Genomic DNA, 15,154 nt, shown 5'->3' with positions numbered 1-15,154 from the left:
CTGCTTATAAAAGGTAGTTCAAAGAATTAGTTGGAGGTGAAAAAATGAAGAAGAATGCAGTTGTTTATTGCGTTACAGGTTCGCACATACAGCTAACAGCAGTATCAATCGCTTCAATTGTAAAAAATTATAAAAGTAAAGAATCGATAGACTTAGTGATTATTGTGGACAAACTAAATAATAACGATATTTTAAAATTAAAAAATATTTCAAAATTGTATGGAGATAAAAATATTTCAATTAATATTTGGTATCCACCTGAAATGGTCAAAAGCATAAGGAATTACGAAAATGCGCGTTTTCCAGAAGTTACGTTGTGGCGATTGTTCTTGCCTTCCTACTTAAAGGATTATGACACTCTATTGTATTTAGATAATGATACGTTAATATATGAGGACATTACGCCTTTTTTTAAGCTGGTCTCGGAAGAAAATACAATTGCCGCAGTAAGAGATTTTTATTTTTCAATTATCAGTGAAATAGAAGATAGCGCTAGATACTTTGGGGTCAAGACAATGAAAAATTATTTTAATTCCGGTTTTATCTTATTTAATGTAGAGAAGTTTAACCAGGTGATTCGCCCTGAAGAAATTTTAGATAGGATACATGGTCGTAAATATTTATATCTAGATCAAACAATTTTAAATATTCTTTGTGAAGAAAGTGTCCAGCTGTTGCCCTATGAATACAACTACCAAAAAGATGATCATTGGTTGTTTGGCTGGGCAAAAGAAATGAGCCCAGCCAAATTTTTAGAAATCAAAAAAGCACGAAAAAATATAAAAGTACGACACTTTGTTGAATTTGAAAAAAATTCGATGCCGTGGGAACATTTTTCTGTGTGGGATCAATGGGAAAGAGACTTTTGGGATTATCTATATATGATCAAAAAGATGGATTATACAAACTAGTAGATGGAAGAATTGATGATTAGTGAGGAAATTTATGCATACTATTAAAATTACACCAGCAATTAGAGCACATTTTAAAAGACAAGAAATATTTTTCTCAGTCTATCGACAAGAAGGATTGGCAGATGGTCACTATTTAACAATCGATGACTCTTTTTTTATGGAGAGCAATTGTTTATATACAGTGGATTCTTTTGACAAAACATTGCCAACGATGGGGATGTATAGCTATTCTGCGAGTATGCTTTCTTCAAAAACTACCGTTGGAAGATATTGTTCCATTGCTCCAAACGTTAGAATCATGTCAGCGCAACACCCTTTAACTCGATTCACCACTTCTCCAGTAACCATTTCTGGAGAAATTATTGGTCAATCATGGGACTTTGATATCAAAGCTCAAAGTGGCGGATTTACTCAAATTCCTTTTAATCAACACAAATTCAATGAAACCGGAATAATTGTTGGAAATGATGTATGGATTGGACAAGACGTATTATTGAAATCAGGTATCTGTGTTGGTACTGGTTCAGTAATTGCTGCTGGTTCAGTAGTAACCAAAGACGTTCCTCCATATGCCATCGTTGGAGGAGTACCTGCGAAGGTCATCCGTTGTCGATTTAAGGAGGATATCTGTCGTCGTTTATTGAAATTGAAGTGGTGGGAATATCCATTCTGGAATTGTTCTGCGATCTCTGGAAATGAGCCGGTAGACTCTTTTATTGATAAACTCTCTGCTTGGATTGATCAAGAAGCAATTGAAGCGATTCGACCAAAACGTTTGACCGCTGCAGAATTCATTCGTTTGTCTTCTGAGGTAGTTGAGTAAAAAAATTTCGTTAAGCAAATAAAAGAGTGGCCAATTATCTAGATAACTGGTCACTCTTTTATAAATAGAAGCTATAAACTTTTTTTCTTTTCTAAATGATGGAAAAAGGCACCTGCTCCGAACACTGTGGCAAAACCAAGTATTGATAATTCAGCGCTCAGTTTGTTTGATTCACCTGTTTTAGGAAGTTCGTTTCCTGTACCTCCAGAAGTTTTTGCATTTGTAGAAGCTGTTGTATTTTTAGAACTGGAACCACCGCTATTTGAAGAAGTCTTTGTTCCTGCCACGGAGGATTTCTTTCCAGTAGTAGTGCTACTTGCTGTTGTTTTTTTGCTTAAAGCAGTACTTCCACTAGTTGAATTGGAAGTGCTTAAGCTATCTGAAGCAGAGGTAGATGTACTTTCACTCCAATATTCACTCAGAATTTCAGAGTTACGAGTACTTGAACTTTCACTATTTACAGCCGAATTTTTTTCAGACGAACTTTCGCTAAACGATGTAGAGTTACTTTCTGAAGAGCTTTCACTCCAATAATCACTCAAGATTTCAGAATTGATCGTGCTCGTACTTTCACTTACCGAGGTAGAAGAGCTTAAGCTTGCACTTGAAGAGTCAGTCACAGAACCGCTCGTTGATTCGGTTGTTGAAGTACTGGTTGATTCAGTTATAGAGTCGCTACTAGAGGTTGTCGTCGAGGTGCTTGCTGACTCTGTTAGAGAAGCACTAGTTGATTCAGGTGTCGAACTACTAGTTGAAGCACTTGTAGGTGCAGCCATTGAGTTGCTTGTCGACTGTACCGTCGATGAGGCCGGAATCGTGGCTGTATTTCTATTTGCCAATACTTTTTCAGTATCAGCTTCTATTCCAGCATTAGTTTGGGGAGTAGTTTCAGCTGCTTGAGCACTGGAGGAGGCAGCAGTGACTCCGATGACACCACCAACAGCTGTTAAAGTGGCATACATCCAATTTTTCCCATGTTTATTATCTTTATTTTTTCTTTTCATATCCTTTTCTAATTGTTTCCGCATTTCTTTTCGTCCCATATTGTTCAAAAAATCTCCTTTCAAAAAATAATAGATTTTGACGTTGTAAAACAAGTATCTCATAGTTCATTTCATTGGATTTAGAACGTCTCAATATTGGGAAAAATTATTTTTTAATCATAGAAATAGAATAGTATGAAATAAAAGCTACATTCACTTTTGGCGAAGGCACTAGCTAATTTGGTGGCTTTAGAAGAATGGAGATCGATTAAGATGACATCGTATTTAGTAGTAGGAAGTGGCCTATTTGGTGCGGTCTTTGCAGAGCAGATGGCCAATGGTGGAGACAAAGTAACGGTAATCGAAAAAAGAAATCACATTGCTGGCAATATCTACACAGAAGAAATGGAAGGTATTCAGGTTCATAAATATGGAGCACATATTTTTCATACATCGAATAAACGAGTTTGGGACTATATCAATCAGTTCGCGACGTTTAATCGCTTCACCAATACACCGTTAGCAAAAAGCAGAGGATCGTTATACAATTTGCCCTTTAATATGAATACATTCTATGCACTTTGGGGAGTGGAAACCCCAGAGGCAGCCAAAGAAATAATTGCGGATCAAACAAAAGGCTTCAAAAATAAAAAACCTAGAAATTTGGAAGAGCAGGCTCTGTCATTAGTAGGAAAAGATATTTATGAGAAGCTAATCAAAGAGTATACAGAAAAACAATGGGGGAGATCCTGTAAGGAGCTGCCAGCCTTCATTATTCGACGGCTTCCTCTCCGATTTACCTTCGATAACAATTATTTCAATGATATTTATCAAGGAATCCCAATTGGCGGGTATACTCAAATCGTTGAAAAAATGCTTGACCATCCCAACATTACCGTTCAACTACAGACTGATTTTATGATCAAGAAACAAGAGTGGTTAAATAAATATGACAGGATCATCTACACAGGTATGATTGATGAATTTTATAATTACTGTTTTGGTGAGTTGGAATATCGGTCGCTTACTTTTGTTCATGAACATTTCCCTATTGATAGTTTTCAAGGGAATGCAGTAGTGAATTATATTGATAAAAAATGCCCTTACACACGTATTATCGAACACAAGCATTTTGAATTCGGGACACAACCAAATACAGTGATCACTAAAGAATACCCGAAACAATGGCTAAGAAGCGAAGAGCCTTATTACCCAATCAATAACGACACCAATCAACAGCTATATCAGAAATATTTAACCTTAGCCCTAAAAAATTCGCAAGTAATTTTCGGTGGTCGGTTAGGAATGTATCAATATTTTGATATGCATCAAGTCATTGAGGAAGCATTGAATCTGGCTCAAAGAGAACTATTAAACTAGAAGCAATAGTATAAAACTTTACTTGATAGACAGTCTATAATAATTTCTATTGAATCTATCCATATGAACATTCAAAGAAAGTGCCCTTTCTATTTCTAGGAAGGACACTTTTTCTTATTTTTATTACGTTAGAGATGAGTTCTTTTTGGATTTTAACGATTATACAAATAAGCAGACAACAGATAGAGTACGGCAATATGGGCAGGGTAGAAGACGTAGAAAAAGTATTTCATTCCCTTTCCCTTTTGGCCGTTGTATAGCATTATTGGGATAATCGCGAAAATCATGATCCATTGAGTTGTTCCTAAAAAGAAATAAATTGCCGCAACGATGGCGATTAATAAACATTGAATTTTTCGATTATTTCTTGAAATGTATAATAATGGAATCAAGAAGACCATAAAATTATTCTCCGCCAAAATTAATGCCGGTAGAAGAGAGGTGATGGCAAGAAACGCCACTTGATTTTGTAATAGTGCTGGACTAGAAAGAATAATTGGAACCAAAAAAGAAAGTAGCGTTGGTAGAATGAACAATAGTACACTTAAACTGATTTTCTTCCAGTTTTTCGCATTTTTTCCGGCAACAAAAAGATCGATAGCGTACATCATCAATGTTCCCACAAAAAGGTCTCTGAAGATATTGTTCATTAAAACGACTTGATCATAACCGACAATTTGTCCTAATGCAAAAGTAAACACGGACATGAGCGCCATTGAGAGAAACAATCTCAACATATAGTTCTTTTTACTGTGGGTATGACTGAATCCGACGACGCTGACAAAAAAGAACAGTGTAGCTACAGGTCTGCCAAACCAATCTAGCCAATCAGGTGCTCCCATTGGCACAAACATTTGATGAATATGATCAATAAACATTAGAACAATTCCTAAAATTTTCAAGTCAAAGGTTGAAAATCCTTTTTTTAAGGTATCAGTATGCAAAAAAAATTCCCCCTAAATAACTAATACTTAAAAGTTAACAATAATCAGCTCGAGGCACCATGGATTTGGATGATAAGCGACTAACGATTTTGTCACAAAGATTTGGTGAAGAGTAAGTCAACGTGATAATAGTAATATGGAGAAATGATGAGGATAAAGGATATTGTTCTCATTACCCGAAAATTTTTTTATAATCATTCCTTCTGGATACTAGATTTTTAGAATAGGCTGATAGGGGAGTAGTGCAGCATGAGATAACGGGGGGTTAAAATAACTAACATTATATATTAGGAGAATAGTTAATATTCTTATGAGCTGTGATAATCAGCTAAGTTATAGTGATGATCCGTTGTTGTACTATTATTTTAACGATAAAATAATAACTGAGCTAGCTTGTTACATTTTTGAAGGCGTTCGCAATCGAATAAAAATTTAGGAGGCTGATTTATGAGGAAATTAAGTCGTTGCTTAGTTGTTTTTAGTGTGTTATTAGGGATGTTTGGTTTTTCAATAAAGGGATCCGCTCACGGATATGTTTCATCTCCTGGAAGCCGTGCGTATCTAGGGACAACTGCTGGTGGAAGGCTCAATCAAAATGTTGGACGTGCACAATGGGAGCCGCAAAGCATTGAAGCGAAAAAGAATACTTTTATAGAAGGAAAAATTGCAAGTGCAGGAGTGAGCGGGTTTGAGCCGCTGGATGATCAAACGATGTCACGATGGCATAAAAACACTATTTCTACAGGAAGTTTAAGTATCACTTGGTATTTGACCGCACCTCATAGAACAAGTACGTGGGATTATTACATCACCAAGCCAGGGTGGAACCCTAACAATCCTTTGAAAATCAGTGATTTTGAACAGATCAAACAGATCGATGATCATGGTGCTGTACCACAAAAGATTGTGAATCAAAAAATTACAATTCCTTCGAATCGAAAAGGCTACAATATTATTCTAGCTGTCTGGAATATTAGCGACACGACGAATGCTTTTTATCAAGTAATCGACGTAAATATACGATAATTTTACAAAAAGGAGAGTACACTGGGTTTCTTGTACTCTCCTTATAGTTTTTACAATTTTAGTGTTTATTCGTAATTTGATGAAGTGAATTCATTTTTTCAAGCGCCGCTCGAATTTTTCTTCTGGAGATCATACAAGAATGATTTTTGTCAAAATAGACAAGACCTTCTGAACGATTGATTTCCGCGATATTTTCAAGGTTAACGACAAATGAGCGGTGAATTTTAAAAAAGCGAGTATCCAGTTTTTCAATCTCATCAAGTGTTGCATAGAAATTGACTAAACGAGATTTACAGATAAGGCGTAACTTATGAGAAATTTCAGTGGTCTCAAAATAAAGGATATCTGAAAAAGGCACCTGGAAGCTGGTGTGCTGATTATTAAACATAAATATCTCTTCTTTTTTTCCCGAAGATTGCGTGTGCAAGAGGTGCTTAAAGCAGTCTTGTACATGCTGCTTTAGATCATCAACGGGACTGTTCTTTGCAATAAAATCAAAGGCTGAAACCTTGTAAGCATAAGTGACCGGCGCAAACTCAGAATGGGTAGTGATAAACGCTATGACGCCTTGGGGATCAATTTGCCGAATCTCGCTGGCAATCTCTAATCCTTTTTTCTGCTCACCATCAAGCTCGATATCCAAAAAATAAATATTCTGATCGACTGTTTCTTGGACCTTTTCTAAAAGATAGTCTGGTCTAGCGGTAGTAATGAGGGAATTAGCCGACCAGCGATTTTCCACTAAGATTTCTCGAATGATCAATTCTAGCCTTTGCTGCTGCAGAATGTCATCTTCTAATAAGAAAATATTCATCGTGGAAGCTCCTCCTTAATAATCAAGACCTGTCGAAACACGCCTGTTTGAAATTCGGTTTGTAATGAGAGATTCATATAGCTTTGAAGAATCGTTTGCACATTAGCTAGACCTAAACCACGACCTTTACCTTTTGTTGAATAGCCTTTTTTGAATACTTTAGTAATATCAATCACTTCGTTTGGACAAGAATTCTCAATCAGAAGCTTTACTTCATTATCTTCAGCATTCTTTAAAAAGACAATGGTTAGAAAAGGATTTTCTGATTTTTCTGCCGCTTCAATCGCGTTGTCCAATAAAATAGAAGTTATCCGTACATAGTCTAAAATATCGATGGGTTCATCTTGAATCACATCGTCAATTTCCAAATGAACAGGGATATTTTTTTGCCACGCCTGAATGACGTGAGTAGATATGATTCCTTTAATCGGCAAGGTTTTTAAATTGTCCAATTTGGCTAACGAGTAATGCTCATCCTCTAATACAATGCCTTCTTTATTCAAGATAGTATTATACGTATCTTCAATCACAGCAAGATCCTTTGTTTTAATACTTTCATTCAAGCTAATAAGAACATTTTGATAATCATGACGGAAGCTGCGAAGTTCGCCGTACATTGTTTCTATTTGCTGAACGTAAGAGGTAAGATCCGCTAACTGATTGTCCTTTAGCTGTTGAATCCGCTGTTTGTCCAGTTGGCGAGTTTTGAAGTTTAAATATCTGAGCAAAAAAATAATTGTCAGTATAAAGAAAAGAATCATATATTCTCTCAAAGGACTATTTCCATTAAAATACTGAACCTCTAGCCAATAACTCAAATATTGAACTGTACAACAAATAGACAAAGTTATATTTATGAACAATAAAAAATTTTGATTTAGTTCGTCAATATGAGTTTGCAAAAAAAATAAACTTGGTCTCATTAATCGAATTAGAAAGGCATTACTCAAGAAAGCAAATAGTGGTATAAGAGTTATATTTAGCAAAGTAGTATTCAATTCAAAAAGATTACCAAAAGCAGAGAATCTATCAAAAATATTAACAAATAAATATCCAAATAATGATGTAGAGAATATGGAATAGACACTGTAAAAGTATATTAAATTCTTATTCTCTACTGTATGAGTAATATAGCTGTATGCACACAAACAAATGATGTTTGGAATAAAAACAAAATATCCGAAAAGAAAATTCCCAATGAGCATATTCAAATAAAAAAGTAAGAGAAAAGGAATCGAACTTTTTATATTTGATATGCTCAGATAAACAAAATACATAGAAATAGCTTGTGCCAAAATCATTACACAGTTAAAAAATAAAATTTGCATTTATTTTAGTTTTTTCAACTTTGGATTTGTAGGTTCAAAAAAGTTAAAGGGACAATGAGCAAAAAAAGTAAAAGCAAGTGAACTAACTAAGATTTTTGAAATAGCTTTAAACAGACGGTCATGGTTGAACTTGATATTTTTCATAATTTTTATAGCTCCTTTTATTTATTTTATAAAATAGTGGATGAATCATAATGATTTCCACAAATAACCCAGTTAATAGAAGTGTCCTAATATCATTTTTAACGAAGAACATGGCGATAACAACTAGAGCAAATACAGTACAAGTGGCAAGAATTTTCTTTTTTTTACGCTCACTTACACTGACTAAAGGATTCTTTTCTGTATCAGCTGGTGCATAAAGCACCGTGTTGAATAAAACAAACAGCGCTAAGATTAATGACCAGTTACTGTTTAATATAAAACCAGTATGTTGAAAAATCAATGGGATTCCCACAAAGCTCAATAGTCCGAAAAGCGAGCAATTGAGTGACGACTTCGCGTGCCAACCACCAGCCTGCCATCGTAAAAGAACATAAGCTAAATTCATCACAAATGTTTCAAAAATCACACCTAAGAGAAACGCTACAACGTAGACCTGGATACTTTTAAAAATATTGATGAACAAAAGTTCTAGTGAGTAGGCGACATTTTCGTATTCGTCTTCGGACATGTGGCTTCGCGCATGAATTTTATTTAATAGAAACAACGTGAAATTGTGTGTCATGATTTACACCTCTTGTAAATAAACGCTCAGTATTGTTCGATTGTAATCCATTTGCTTCCTAACTACAATGTAAAATTTAATTTTTATTAGACAGTTAAGCGTTTTGCTCGGTAAGTAGAAAATTTTTCAATGAATCCTTCAACGGTGCGTACTTTCTTCTTGAAAAAGGACAGCTGCTATTCGAATAATCATCTAAAAAATAAACACGTCTTTCGTATTTATTAATCTCTTTGATTGATAATAGGTTAACAATAAATGAGCGATGACAACGAAATAGCCAGTTCCAATTGGAATCCTCAAAGTCGTTGAGGTCGCCTTTGCAGTAGTATTTTTCATTTTTTGTGATAAAGCATAGGGAATGGTCTTTGGCAGCGTCCACAGTAATATAAAGTAATTCGGCTGCTTGAATAATGACTGTTCCTTTTTTTGATTCTAAAACAATTGATGTTCTCATAAGTCGAACCTCCTTAATAACTATTTTAAGTACTTTTTTTGATTTGATAAGGGCTATAGCGTAAACGGTCGATAATCAATCGTTAATGGTGACTGAAAGTTCTGGAATGCGTTTAAGGTGAAAAACTGACCGTTGAGGATATCTTTGTTTTTTTATGATGAATTACAAATATAGTTATTATTAATAGAAAAAGTTATATAGGTAACTAAAAATTAATCGCTAAAAAAGTAGGGGTGAAAAAATCAAGTAATTCCTGTACAATCATTTGTGACGGATGGTTATTTTATAAAAAATGAAACTATTTATTAAACCAAGGATTTTGGTTTGTTAATTAAGCAATTTCGTTTATTATAAGCTGTTCCGATATCAAAAATACAAACAACAGGAGTTATTTTATGAAGAATACTACAACATTACGTTTATTTAGCACTTCTTTATGCCTATTAAGTTTCATTACTTTTGCTGCTACAGATAGTGTACGAGCAGAGGGAACGGTGGAAACTAGTCATACGAGTAGTATGACAATACAGTCTGAAATAGCGGAGAGTGAACCAAAAAATACAGCAGAGAGACTTTCTGAAAAGGAGCAGGCGCTAGAGGCTGGTTACACGGTACAGCAATTTGATCAAATTATGAGTATTCCTCAATTAGAAACGGCTTCTATGTCGCCGATGAGCCGAGCAACTGGTCAACAGAATGCGGTAGTTTCTAATGCCAAAGCGCAAATTGGCAAGCCTTATGCTTGGGGAGCTTCTGGGCCGAATGCGTTTGATTGTGGTGGTTTAGTGAAATATGTGTACAAGCAGGCGGTGCATGTTGACTTGCCGATGGGGACGATCAATCAAGAAAAGTATGGGGAAGAAGCAAGTTTGAAGTCCTTAGAACCAGGAGATCTGCTTTTTTATGGTAGTCGAGGCGCCACTTATCATGTTGGCCTCTACATTGGCAACAATCAAATGATCCATTCTCTTCAGCCAGGTCAAATGGTGACCGCGGTAGATATTAATTATTTTTATCCAACGTTTGCTAGAAGAATCTTGAAATCATCGGGAACGAATCCAAATGTTTATCCATCTACAGAAGGGCAAGCAGCAAATGAGCGATTCATTTTTAGAATGTACAACAAGAATGCAGGACATCATCACTACACACAGCTCACCAGTGAAGCGATTAACCTGATCAATGTTGGCTGGAACTATGAAGGTGTCGGTTGGGTATCTCCTGCAACAGGAGCTTCTGTCTATCGAATGTACAATCCTAATAACGGCAGACATCACTATACGCCACATGTATTTGAGAAGAATGATCTAGTCAAGGCTGGTTGGAAGTATGAAGGAGTATCCTGGTTATCAGGAGGAACTGTACCGGTCTATCGTTTATATAATCCTCACGCTGCACCTAAAGAAGACAGTCATCACTACACGCCGTTGTCTTCTGAAAGAGACAGTTTGGTGAAAGCTGGGTGGAGGTCGGAAGGGACCGCATGGTATGCAACAAGGATATTAAACTAAACTGATCTTCGTGTTTGGACAAAATCTTTGTAAAAAGAATTTTACTTGTCACCTCCATGTACATCCCGCCCAACGACCTAAATCGTTGGGCTTTTTCTGTACACTTTCTTGATCAAGGGGCTCATTTTGTAATCTCAAACGAAAAATGCTAAAATAAGAACAAACGTTCGTTTTTCTGTAGGAGGGATAGAATGAGACAAGGATCAATTTTTGAAAAAGGAAGAGAAGAAACCGAGCCTTTAGCTACACGTGTGCGACCGGAGACTTTGGATGAATTTGTGGGACAGAAACATTTATTGGGGAGGGGGAAACTACTGCGAGAAATCATCGAAAATGACCGTGTGTCGTCAATGATCTTCTGGGGCCCTCCAGGTGTGGGCAAGACAACCTTAGCTCGGATCATTGCGAATCAGACGAAGTCAGAATTTATTAATTTCAGTGCGGTGACAAGCGGGATTAAGGAAATAAAGACGGTGATAAAGGAAGCTGAACAAAACAAAGCTTATGGGGTAAAAACGATTGTATTCGTGGATGAAATCCATCGCTTCAACAAAGCACAACAAGATGCTTTTTTACCATATGTGGAGAATGGCAGTATTATTCTAATTGGTGCTACCACAGAAAATCCCTCATTCGAAATCAATTCAGCGTTATTATCTAGAAGCAAAGTTTTTGTATTGAATCAGCTAGAGGACACAGATATTTTGCGTCTATTGAAACAAGCGATCGATAGTCCGCGAGGATTTCCTAAGCTTAAATTTAAGATGGACGATGAAGTACTGGATTCCATCGCAAAATATGCCAATGGAGACGCCAGAGTGGCGCTGAATACATTGGAAATGGCAGTTCTTAACGGAGAGAAGGAAGCAAGTACCGTTACCCTGAAAGAGGAGAAACTACTCGATCTGATTGAAAGAAAATCATTTCTCTACGATAAAAAAGGCGAGGAACATTACAACACCATCTCTGCTTTGCATAAATCGATGCGCAATAGCGATGTGGACGCAGCGATTTATTGGCTGGCAAGAATGGTTGAATCTGGTGAAGATCCATTGTTTATTGCTAGACGTCTCGTTCGATTTGCCAGCGAAGACATCGGTTTGGCAGACATCAGAGCTTTAGAGTTAGCGAATACAGTTTTTCAGTCCTGCCAATTTATCGGTTTGCCTGAATGCAATGTTCATTTGACACAAGCAGTTATTTACTTATCTTTGGCCCCTAAATCCAACGCCGTATACGCTGCTTATGAGTCAGCCAAAAAGGATGTCTATGAGACATGGAATGAGCCAGTTCCCTTGGTTATTCGCAATGCCCCTACGAAGCTAATGAAAGACCTACACTACGGAGAAGATTATCAATACGCCCACAGTTCCGAAGACAAACTGACCTCTATGAAGACAATGCCGCCTTCTTTAGAAGGGCATAAGTATTATCTGCCAACCATGCAAGGAAACGAAAAGCGATTCAAAGAGCGTAAAGAAGCCATTGAGAAGTGGCATTTGGAGAATGATGAATAAAAACATTGCAGTTTCAACTGTATGATACACTTTTCGTGACGATTCCCAAGAAATTCTTAAGCAGCAAGCAACGTTCATGATGGAAATCAGACCTTTTAGGATAGTTTGCTCCTATTGAAACGGTTTTCTTTTATAGTTTAAATAAATGTGTATAAAAGTGAGGGAGAGCTGGTTGGTAAGACGTTTAACAGGAATAACGAAGTATTTTAGTCAACTAGACAAAGAATTATATAAATTTGGTCAGCTCTTTCAAGGGTTGACAAAAAGGCAAAGGCAGCTAGTCATTTGTTTGGCAGTTCTTTGTGCTATTTCCCTGATGAGCTTTATCAATGCACAAGTGGAAAATAATGCCGCTTGGCTGGAAGGAACATGGGCTCATCGTTCTGAGCAATACGCGATTAAGGCGAAAAATAAGACATGCAGATCGTGGGATGTTAAACAAAATGGCTATATCCTTATGAGAGATGCACAAATCGCGACCAATTCTTCTGTAAAAAGGATCGTATTAGCACGAAGCGGCAGCAATACGGAGTATCATATTTTAAAACTGGACAAGGAACATCTGATAATACAGATATTCAATAACCAGAAGAAGATAAAAGAAATGAAGCTGCATAAGGTTAAATAGAAAGAGTACTTGAATATAACTTGATTCTAATTACGCTTTGTCTTTTCAACTTCAACTATTTTAAATAAAATGTTTCCCAATCCCCGACATTCATAAAAAGGAGAATGTCGGGGATTTAATCGAGAAAAACTGAAAGCATAGCGGCAAAATTTAGCTAGAGTCATGTCCTTTTTGTGTTTCTTCTTCATTTTTTGTTCTATTACGAATCCAAGAGACCAGCCCTTTTATAGTCTCCATAGGCTTCAAAGAAGGAAGCAAGGAATCCCTAGTAATCCTGACAGGAGGAGGATTTTCATCGGACCGTTTTTTTACTACTGTCATTGACGGCGGTTTTATTTTTGGAACAGGTGTAAATGAATGTTGCATTAACTGTTCATTTTTTAGAGCTTCTGTTGATTTTACAGGAGCTTCTTCATTTTTTTTCAACAGTGCTTCTGCTTTTGCGGCTGAAGGTTCGACATTTCTGTAGTCGTTCGTTTTAGTTTCCTTCTCTATATCAAAAATCTCGGTTTCTTTAGTAGTGACAATCTTTGCTGTTACCACTTTATCAAAGAGCTTTATACCATTTTCTTCAAAAATATCTAAGGAAGTCAAAAGGTTGCAGGCTTCCTTGATAACAGGGATCGGTAAATCCTTCTTCAAATTCTTGTATGTCCAGTCGTGTTTTTTTCCTAGACCATTCGTAAAAGTCGCAACTAAATCCTGTTTCATATGATTGTTTTCCTTTCTTATTTTTTATCTGGCTAGAGTGCCTTCCTATTAGGGTTCGGTTGTTTCAGAAGGGCGAACTTTAGAAATAAGGGAACGGACAAGTGATACGGCTTTTTCACCGAAGTTACGGATGGGGAAAAGCTTAAGCTTTAACGCTTTCCATTCAGGAGCCATAAAATAATCTTGAAAATAATAGAAGAAGCGTTTCATGGTACGAGTCGCTTTGGTACTCATAAAAATCTCATGAACGAGATCCTTTAAGATAAGGGCGAATTCCTCAGCACCAAGTTGATGGCGTATGCGTAAAGTCAAGATGTATTTGATGGTTAAACTGCTGTTTTGAGTTGTGTAATAGTATTCTTTAATTCGTTTTTCAAGTGTTGTTGGTCTTAGGTTAAATAGTTGACGGTAAGTCAATGTCTGATCAATCACAGGTAAATCCTCCATTTCATATAATTCTTCTTATCGGCCGATGGCATAAAGATAAAGCACAAATGCAAACTAGGTCAAACCTTAGAAAATTACATGAAGGGGGCAATTTTGCAGGGGAAATGCGCATTATTTTTGAAGAATCCTCGTATAAGAGGCTTTAGCAAAAAGTAGAGAGAAAAAAACTGTAAAATTCAGCCCCCAATGCAATTTTCAGTACTTTGACAACGATGAGCTTTTATGCTTTCCGCATTATTCTTGATATGAAGAGGATTTGGGTTTTCTTACTGCGAGGATTCAAGAAGAGAAAGAAAGTGTAAATTTGTTCACCTTAATGTTTTCTTAATAATTAGTCGGTGTGAGAAAGGATAGCTCTCTTATTCTAAAACCTGTATGATGGAGGTAGATCTTTTAACAAATACAAGAAAAGCAGGTGTAGCGATGAAGAGCAATCCATTAGAAGGTAGGAGCGCGAAAATTCTATTTGATTCAGGACTTCAATTTCGCATTGATTTTTTACAGGACAATCAATTGCGATGGACATCTATCCGGCAAGAAGACGCCGGAGCAACAGATATTGAAACAATCCATGTCGAGCAATATCCAGGGGGGATTTTTTCCGTTGATTGGATAGAAGAGTCCGGCTTATGCGTTTCCTATACGATTGATACCTTGAATCATTACGTCAAAAGCTTTATGACTTTTCCAGATAAGAAGTACCGCGGAGCCAGGAGACCATTTACACATGAAGGACCGTTCCATTTTATCAGTGAAGATGGGAAGTCAGATTCAGAAGGTCAATAGAATTAACAAGAAGCCAAAGAAAATTTTTTCTTTGGTTTTTCTCTTTATCTTATGAACACTAAGTCTATTAAAAGAATTTGTCAGGCGGCAAGCCTACTAATGAATCGGAAATAATAACAACTTATCAGAAAAAGCATTTAGGATAAAAACAAAGCAGATCA

Annotated in this window: 16 protein-coding genes; 8 read left to right on the top strand and 8 right to left on the bottom strand. The window is 36.4% G+C overall.

Annotated features, from left to right (window positions below; genetic code table 11):
- The first annotated feature begins 44 nt into the window (after positions 1–44).
- Both J9537_RS16550 and J9537_RS20815 read left to right on the top strand, forming a co-directional pair.
- Positions 45–911 (top strand): glycosyltransferase family 8 protein, encoded by an 867-nt coding sequence (locus J9537_RS16550; protein ID WP_070537542.1) that lies wholly within the window; start codon positions 45–47, stop codon positions 909–911.
- Between the two features lie 34 nt (positions 912–945).
- On the top strand, positions 946–1,737 hold the full coding sequence (locus tag J9537_RS20815) for a CatB-related O-acetyltransferase (RefSeq protein ID WP_070537545.1): 792 nt from the start codon (positions 946–948) through the stop codon (positions 1,735–1,737).
- Positions 1,738–1,808: 71 nt separating this feature from the next.
- Here the strand turns inward: J9537_RS20815 and J9537_RS16540 are convergent, their stop codons facing one another.
- Positions 1,809–2,765: a hypothetical protein gene (locus J9537_RS16540; protein WP_245001353.1), complete on the bottom strand. Its 957-nt coding sequence runs from the start codon at positions 2,763–2,765 to the stop codon at positions 1,809–1,811.
- A gap of 228 nt (positions 2,766–2,993) precedes the next feature.
- Between J9537_RS16540 and glf the strand changes: the two genes are divergently transcribed.
- Positions 2,994–4,100 carry a UDP-galactopyranose mutase gene (gene glf / locus J9537_RS16535; protein WP_070510116.1) on the top strand — a complete coding sequence of 369 codons (1,107 nt, stop codon included), beginning with the start codon at positions 2,994–2,996 and terminating at the stop codon, positions 4,098–4,100.
- Between the two features lie 152 nt (positions 4,101–4,252).
- Here glf and J9537_RS16530 read toward each other — a convergent pair whose 3' ends face one another.
- A complete protein-coding gene (locus tag J9537_RS16530) occupies positions 4,253–5,044 on the bottom strand; it encodes a TraX family protein (protein WP_070510113.1) in 792 nt (263 codons plus the stop codon).
- 447 nt (positions 5,045–5,491) lie between these two features.
- On the opposite strand from J9537_RS16530, the gene J9537_RS16525 reads away from it, so the two are divergent.
- A complete protein-coding gene (locus tag J9537_RS16525) occupies positions 5,492–6,070 on the top strand; it encodes a lytic polysaccharide monooxygenase auxiliary activity family 9 protein (RefSeq protein WP_070510110.1) in 579 nt (192 codons plus the stop codon).
- A gap of 58 nt (positions 6,071–6,128) precedes the next feature.
- Here J9537_RS16525 and J9537_RS16520 read toward each other — a convergent pair whose 3' ends face one another.
- From J9537_RS16520 to J9537_RS16505, 4 genes are all read right to left on the bottom strand, one after another.
- The gene (locus J9537_RS16520; RefSeq protein ID WP_070537547.1) at positions 6,129–6,884 is read right to left on the bottom strand and encodes a LytR/AlgR family response regulator transcription factor; all 756 of its coding nucleotides are present in this window, start codon (positions 6,882–6,884) and stop codon (positions 6,129–6,131) included.
- Positions 6,881–7,657 carry a sensor histidine kinase gene (locus J9537_RS20685; RefSeq protein WP_245001352.1) on the bottom strand — a complete coding sequence of 259 codons (777 nt, stop codon included), beginning with the start codon at positions 7,655–7,657 and terminating at the stop codon, positions 6,881–6,883. Before J9537_RS20685 ends, J9537_RS16520 begins: the two co-directional genes overlap by 4 nt.
- 673 nt (positions 7,658–8,330) lie before the next feature.
- On the bottom strand, positions 8,331–8,939 hold the full coding sequence (locus tag J9537_RS16510) for an accessory gene regulator AgrB (protein ID WP_070510104.1): 609 nt from the start codon (positions 8,937–8,939) through the stop codon (positions 8,331–8,333).
- A gap of 94 nt (positions 8,940–9,033) precedes the next feature.
- A complete protein-coding gene (locus J9537_RS16505) occupies positions 9,034–9,393 on the bottom strand; it encodes a LytTR family DNA-binding domain-containing protein (protein ID WP_010744245.1) in 360 nt (119 codons plus the stop codon).
- Positions 9,394–9,788: 395 nt separating this feature from the next.
- On the opposite strand from J9537_RS16505, the gene J9537_RS16500 reads away from it, so the two are divergent.
- The 3 genes from J9537_RS16500 (at position 9,789) to J9537_RS16490 (ending at position 13,049) form a co-directional block, all read left to right on the top strand.
- Positions 9,789–10,904, top strand: a complete 1,116-nt coding sequence (locus J9537_RS16500) for an NlpC/P60 family protein (RefSeq protein ID WP_070510101.1) — start codon at positions 9,789–9,791, stop codon at positions 10,902–10,904.
- A gap of 191 nt (positions 10,905–11,095) precedes the next feature.
- Positions 11,096–12,421 carry a replication-associated recombination protein A gene (locus J9537_RS16495; protein WP_218257662.1) on the top strand — a complete coding sequence of 442 codons (1,326 nt, stop codon included), beginning with the start codon at positions 11,096–11,098 and terminating at the stop codon, positions 12,419–12,421.
- A gap of 172 nt (positions 12,422–12,593) precedes the next feature.
- Complete coding sequence (locus J9537_RS16490) at positions 12,594–13,049, top strand: hypothetical protein (protein ID WP_083284993.1); 456 nt, start codon at positions 12,594–12,596, stop codon at positions 13,047–13,049.
- A 150-nt stretch (positions 13,050–13,199) separates the two neighbouring features.
- Here J9537_RS16490 and J9537_RS16485 read toward each other — a convergent pair whose 3' ends face one another.
- Both J9537_RS16485 and J9537_RS16480 read right to left on the bottom strand, forming a co-directional pair.
- Positions 13,200–13,760, bottom strand: a complete 561-nt coding sequence (locus tag J9537_RS16485) for a DUF2922 family protein (protein ID WP_070510095.1) — start codon at positions 13,758–13,760, stop codon at positions 13,200–13,202.
- 48 nt (positions 13,761–13,808) lie between these two features.
- A complete protein-coding gene (locus J9537_RS16480; RefSeq protein WP_371086051.1) occupies positions 13,809–14,207 on the bottom strand; it encodes a hypothetical protein in 399 nt (132 codons plus the stop codon).
- 423 nt (positions 14,208–14,630) lie between these two features.
- On the opposite strand from J9537_RS16480, the gene J9537_RS16475 reads away from it, so the two are divergent.
- Entirely contained in the window at positions 14,631–14,993 is a 363-nt protein-coding gene (locus tag J9537_RS16475; protein WP_070510157.1) for a MoaF-related domain-containing protein, read from the top strand.
- Positions 14,994–15,154: the final 161 nt, after the last annotated feature.

The sequence above is a fragment of the Enterococcus raffinosus genome, from assembly GCF_019175485.1.
In the GTDB taxonomy this organism is placed as follows: domain Bacteria; phylum Bacillota; class Bacilli; order Lactobacillales; family Enterococcaceae; genus Enterococcus_A; species Enterococcus_A raffinosus.
This window is presented reverse-complemented; position numbering and strand designations above follow the sequence as displayed.

What these genes read in the sequence shown, in the direction of transcription:
- J9537_RS16550 (WP_070537542.1), top strand. Translation starts at nt 45, where the DNA reads ATGAAGAAGAATGCAGTTGTTTATTGCGTTACAGGTTCGCACATACAG.
- J9537_RS20815 (WP_070537545.1), top strand. Translation starts at nt 946, where the DNA reads ATGCATACTATTAAAATTACACCAGCAATTAGAGCACATTTTAAAAGA.
- J9537_RS16540 (WP_245001353.1), bottom strand. Translation starts at nt 2,765, where the DNA reads ATGCGGAAACAATTAGAAAAGGATATGAAAAGAAAAAATAAAGATAAT.
- glf (WP_070510116.1), top strand. Translation starts at nt 2,994, where the DNA reads ATGACATCGTATTTAGTAGTAGGAAGTGGCCTATTTGGTGCGGTCTTT.
- J9537_RS16525 (WP_070510110.1), top strand. Translation starts at nt 5,492, where the DNA reads ATGAGGAAATTAAGTCGTTGCTTAGTTGTTTTTAGTGTGTTATTAGGG.
- J9537_RS16520 (WP_070537547.1), bottom strand. Translation starts at nt 6,884, where the DNA reads ATGAATATTTTCTTATTAGAAGATGACATTCTGCAGCAGCAAAGGCTA.
- J9537_RS16510 (WP_070510104.1), bottom strand. Translation starts at nt 8,939, where the DNA reads ATGACACACAATTTCACGTTGTTTCTATTAAATAAAATTCATGCGCGA.
- J9537_RS16505 (WP_010744245.1), bottom strand. Translation starts at nt 9,393, where the DNA reads ATGAGAACATCAATTGTTTTAGAATCAAAAAAAGGAACAGTCATTATT.
- J9537_RS16500 (WP_070510101.1), top strand. Translation starts at nt 9,789, where the DNA reads ATGAAGAATACTACAACATTACGTTTATTTAGCACTTCTTTATGCCTA.
- J9537_RS16495 (WP_218257662.1), top strand. Translation starts at nt 11,096, where the DNA reads ATGAGACAAGGATCAATTTTTGAAAAAGGAAGAGAAGAAACCGAGCCT.
- J9537_RS16485 (WP_070510095.1), bottom strand. Translation starts at nt 13,760, where the DNA reads ATGAAACAGGATTTAGTTGCGACTTTTACGAATGGTCTAGGAAAAAAA.
- J9537_RS16480 (WP_371086051.1), bottom strand. Translation starts at nt 14,207, where the DNA reads ATGGAGGATTTACCTGTGATTGATCAGACATTGACTTACCGTCAACTA.
- J9537_RS16475 (WP_070510157.1), top strand. Translation starts at nt 14,631, where the DNA reads ATGAAGAGCAATCCATTAGAAGGTAGGAGCGCGAAAATTCTATTTGAT.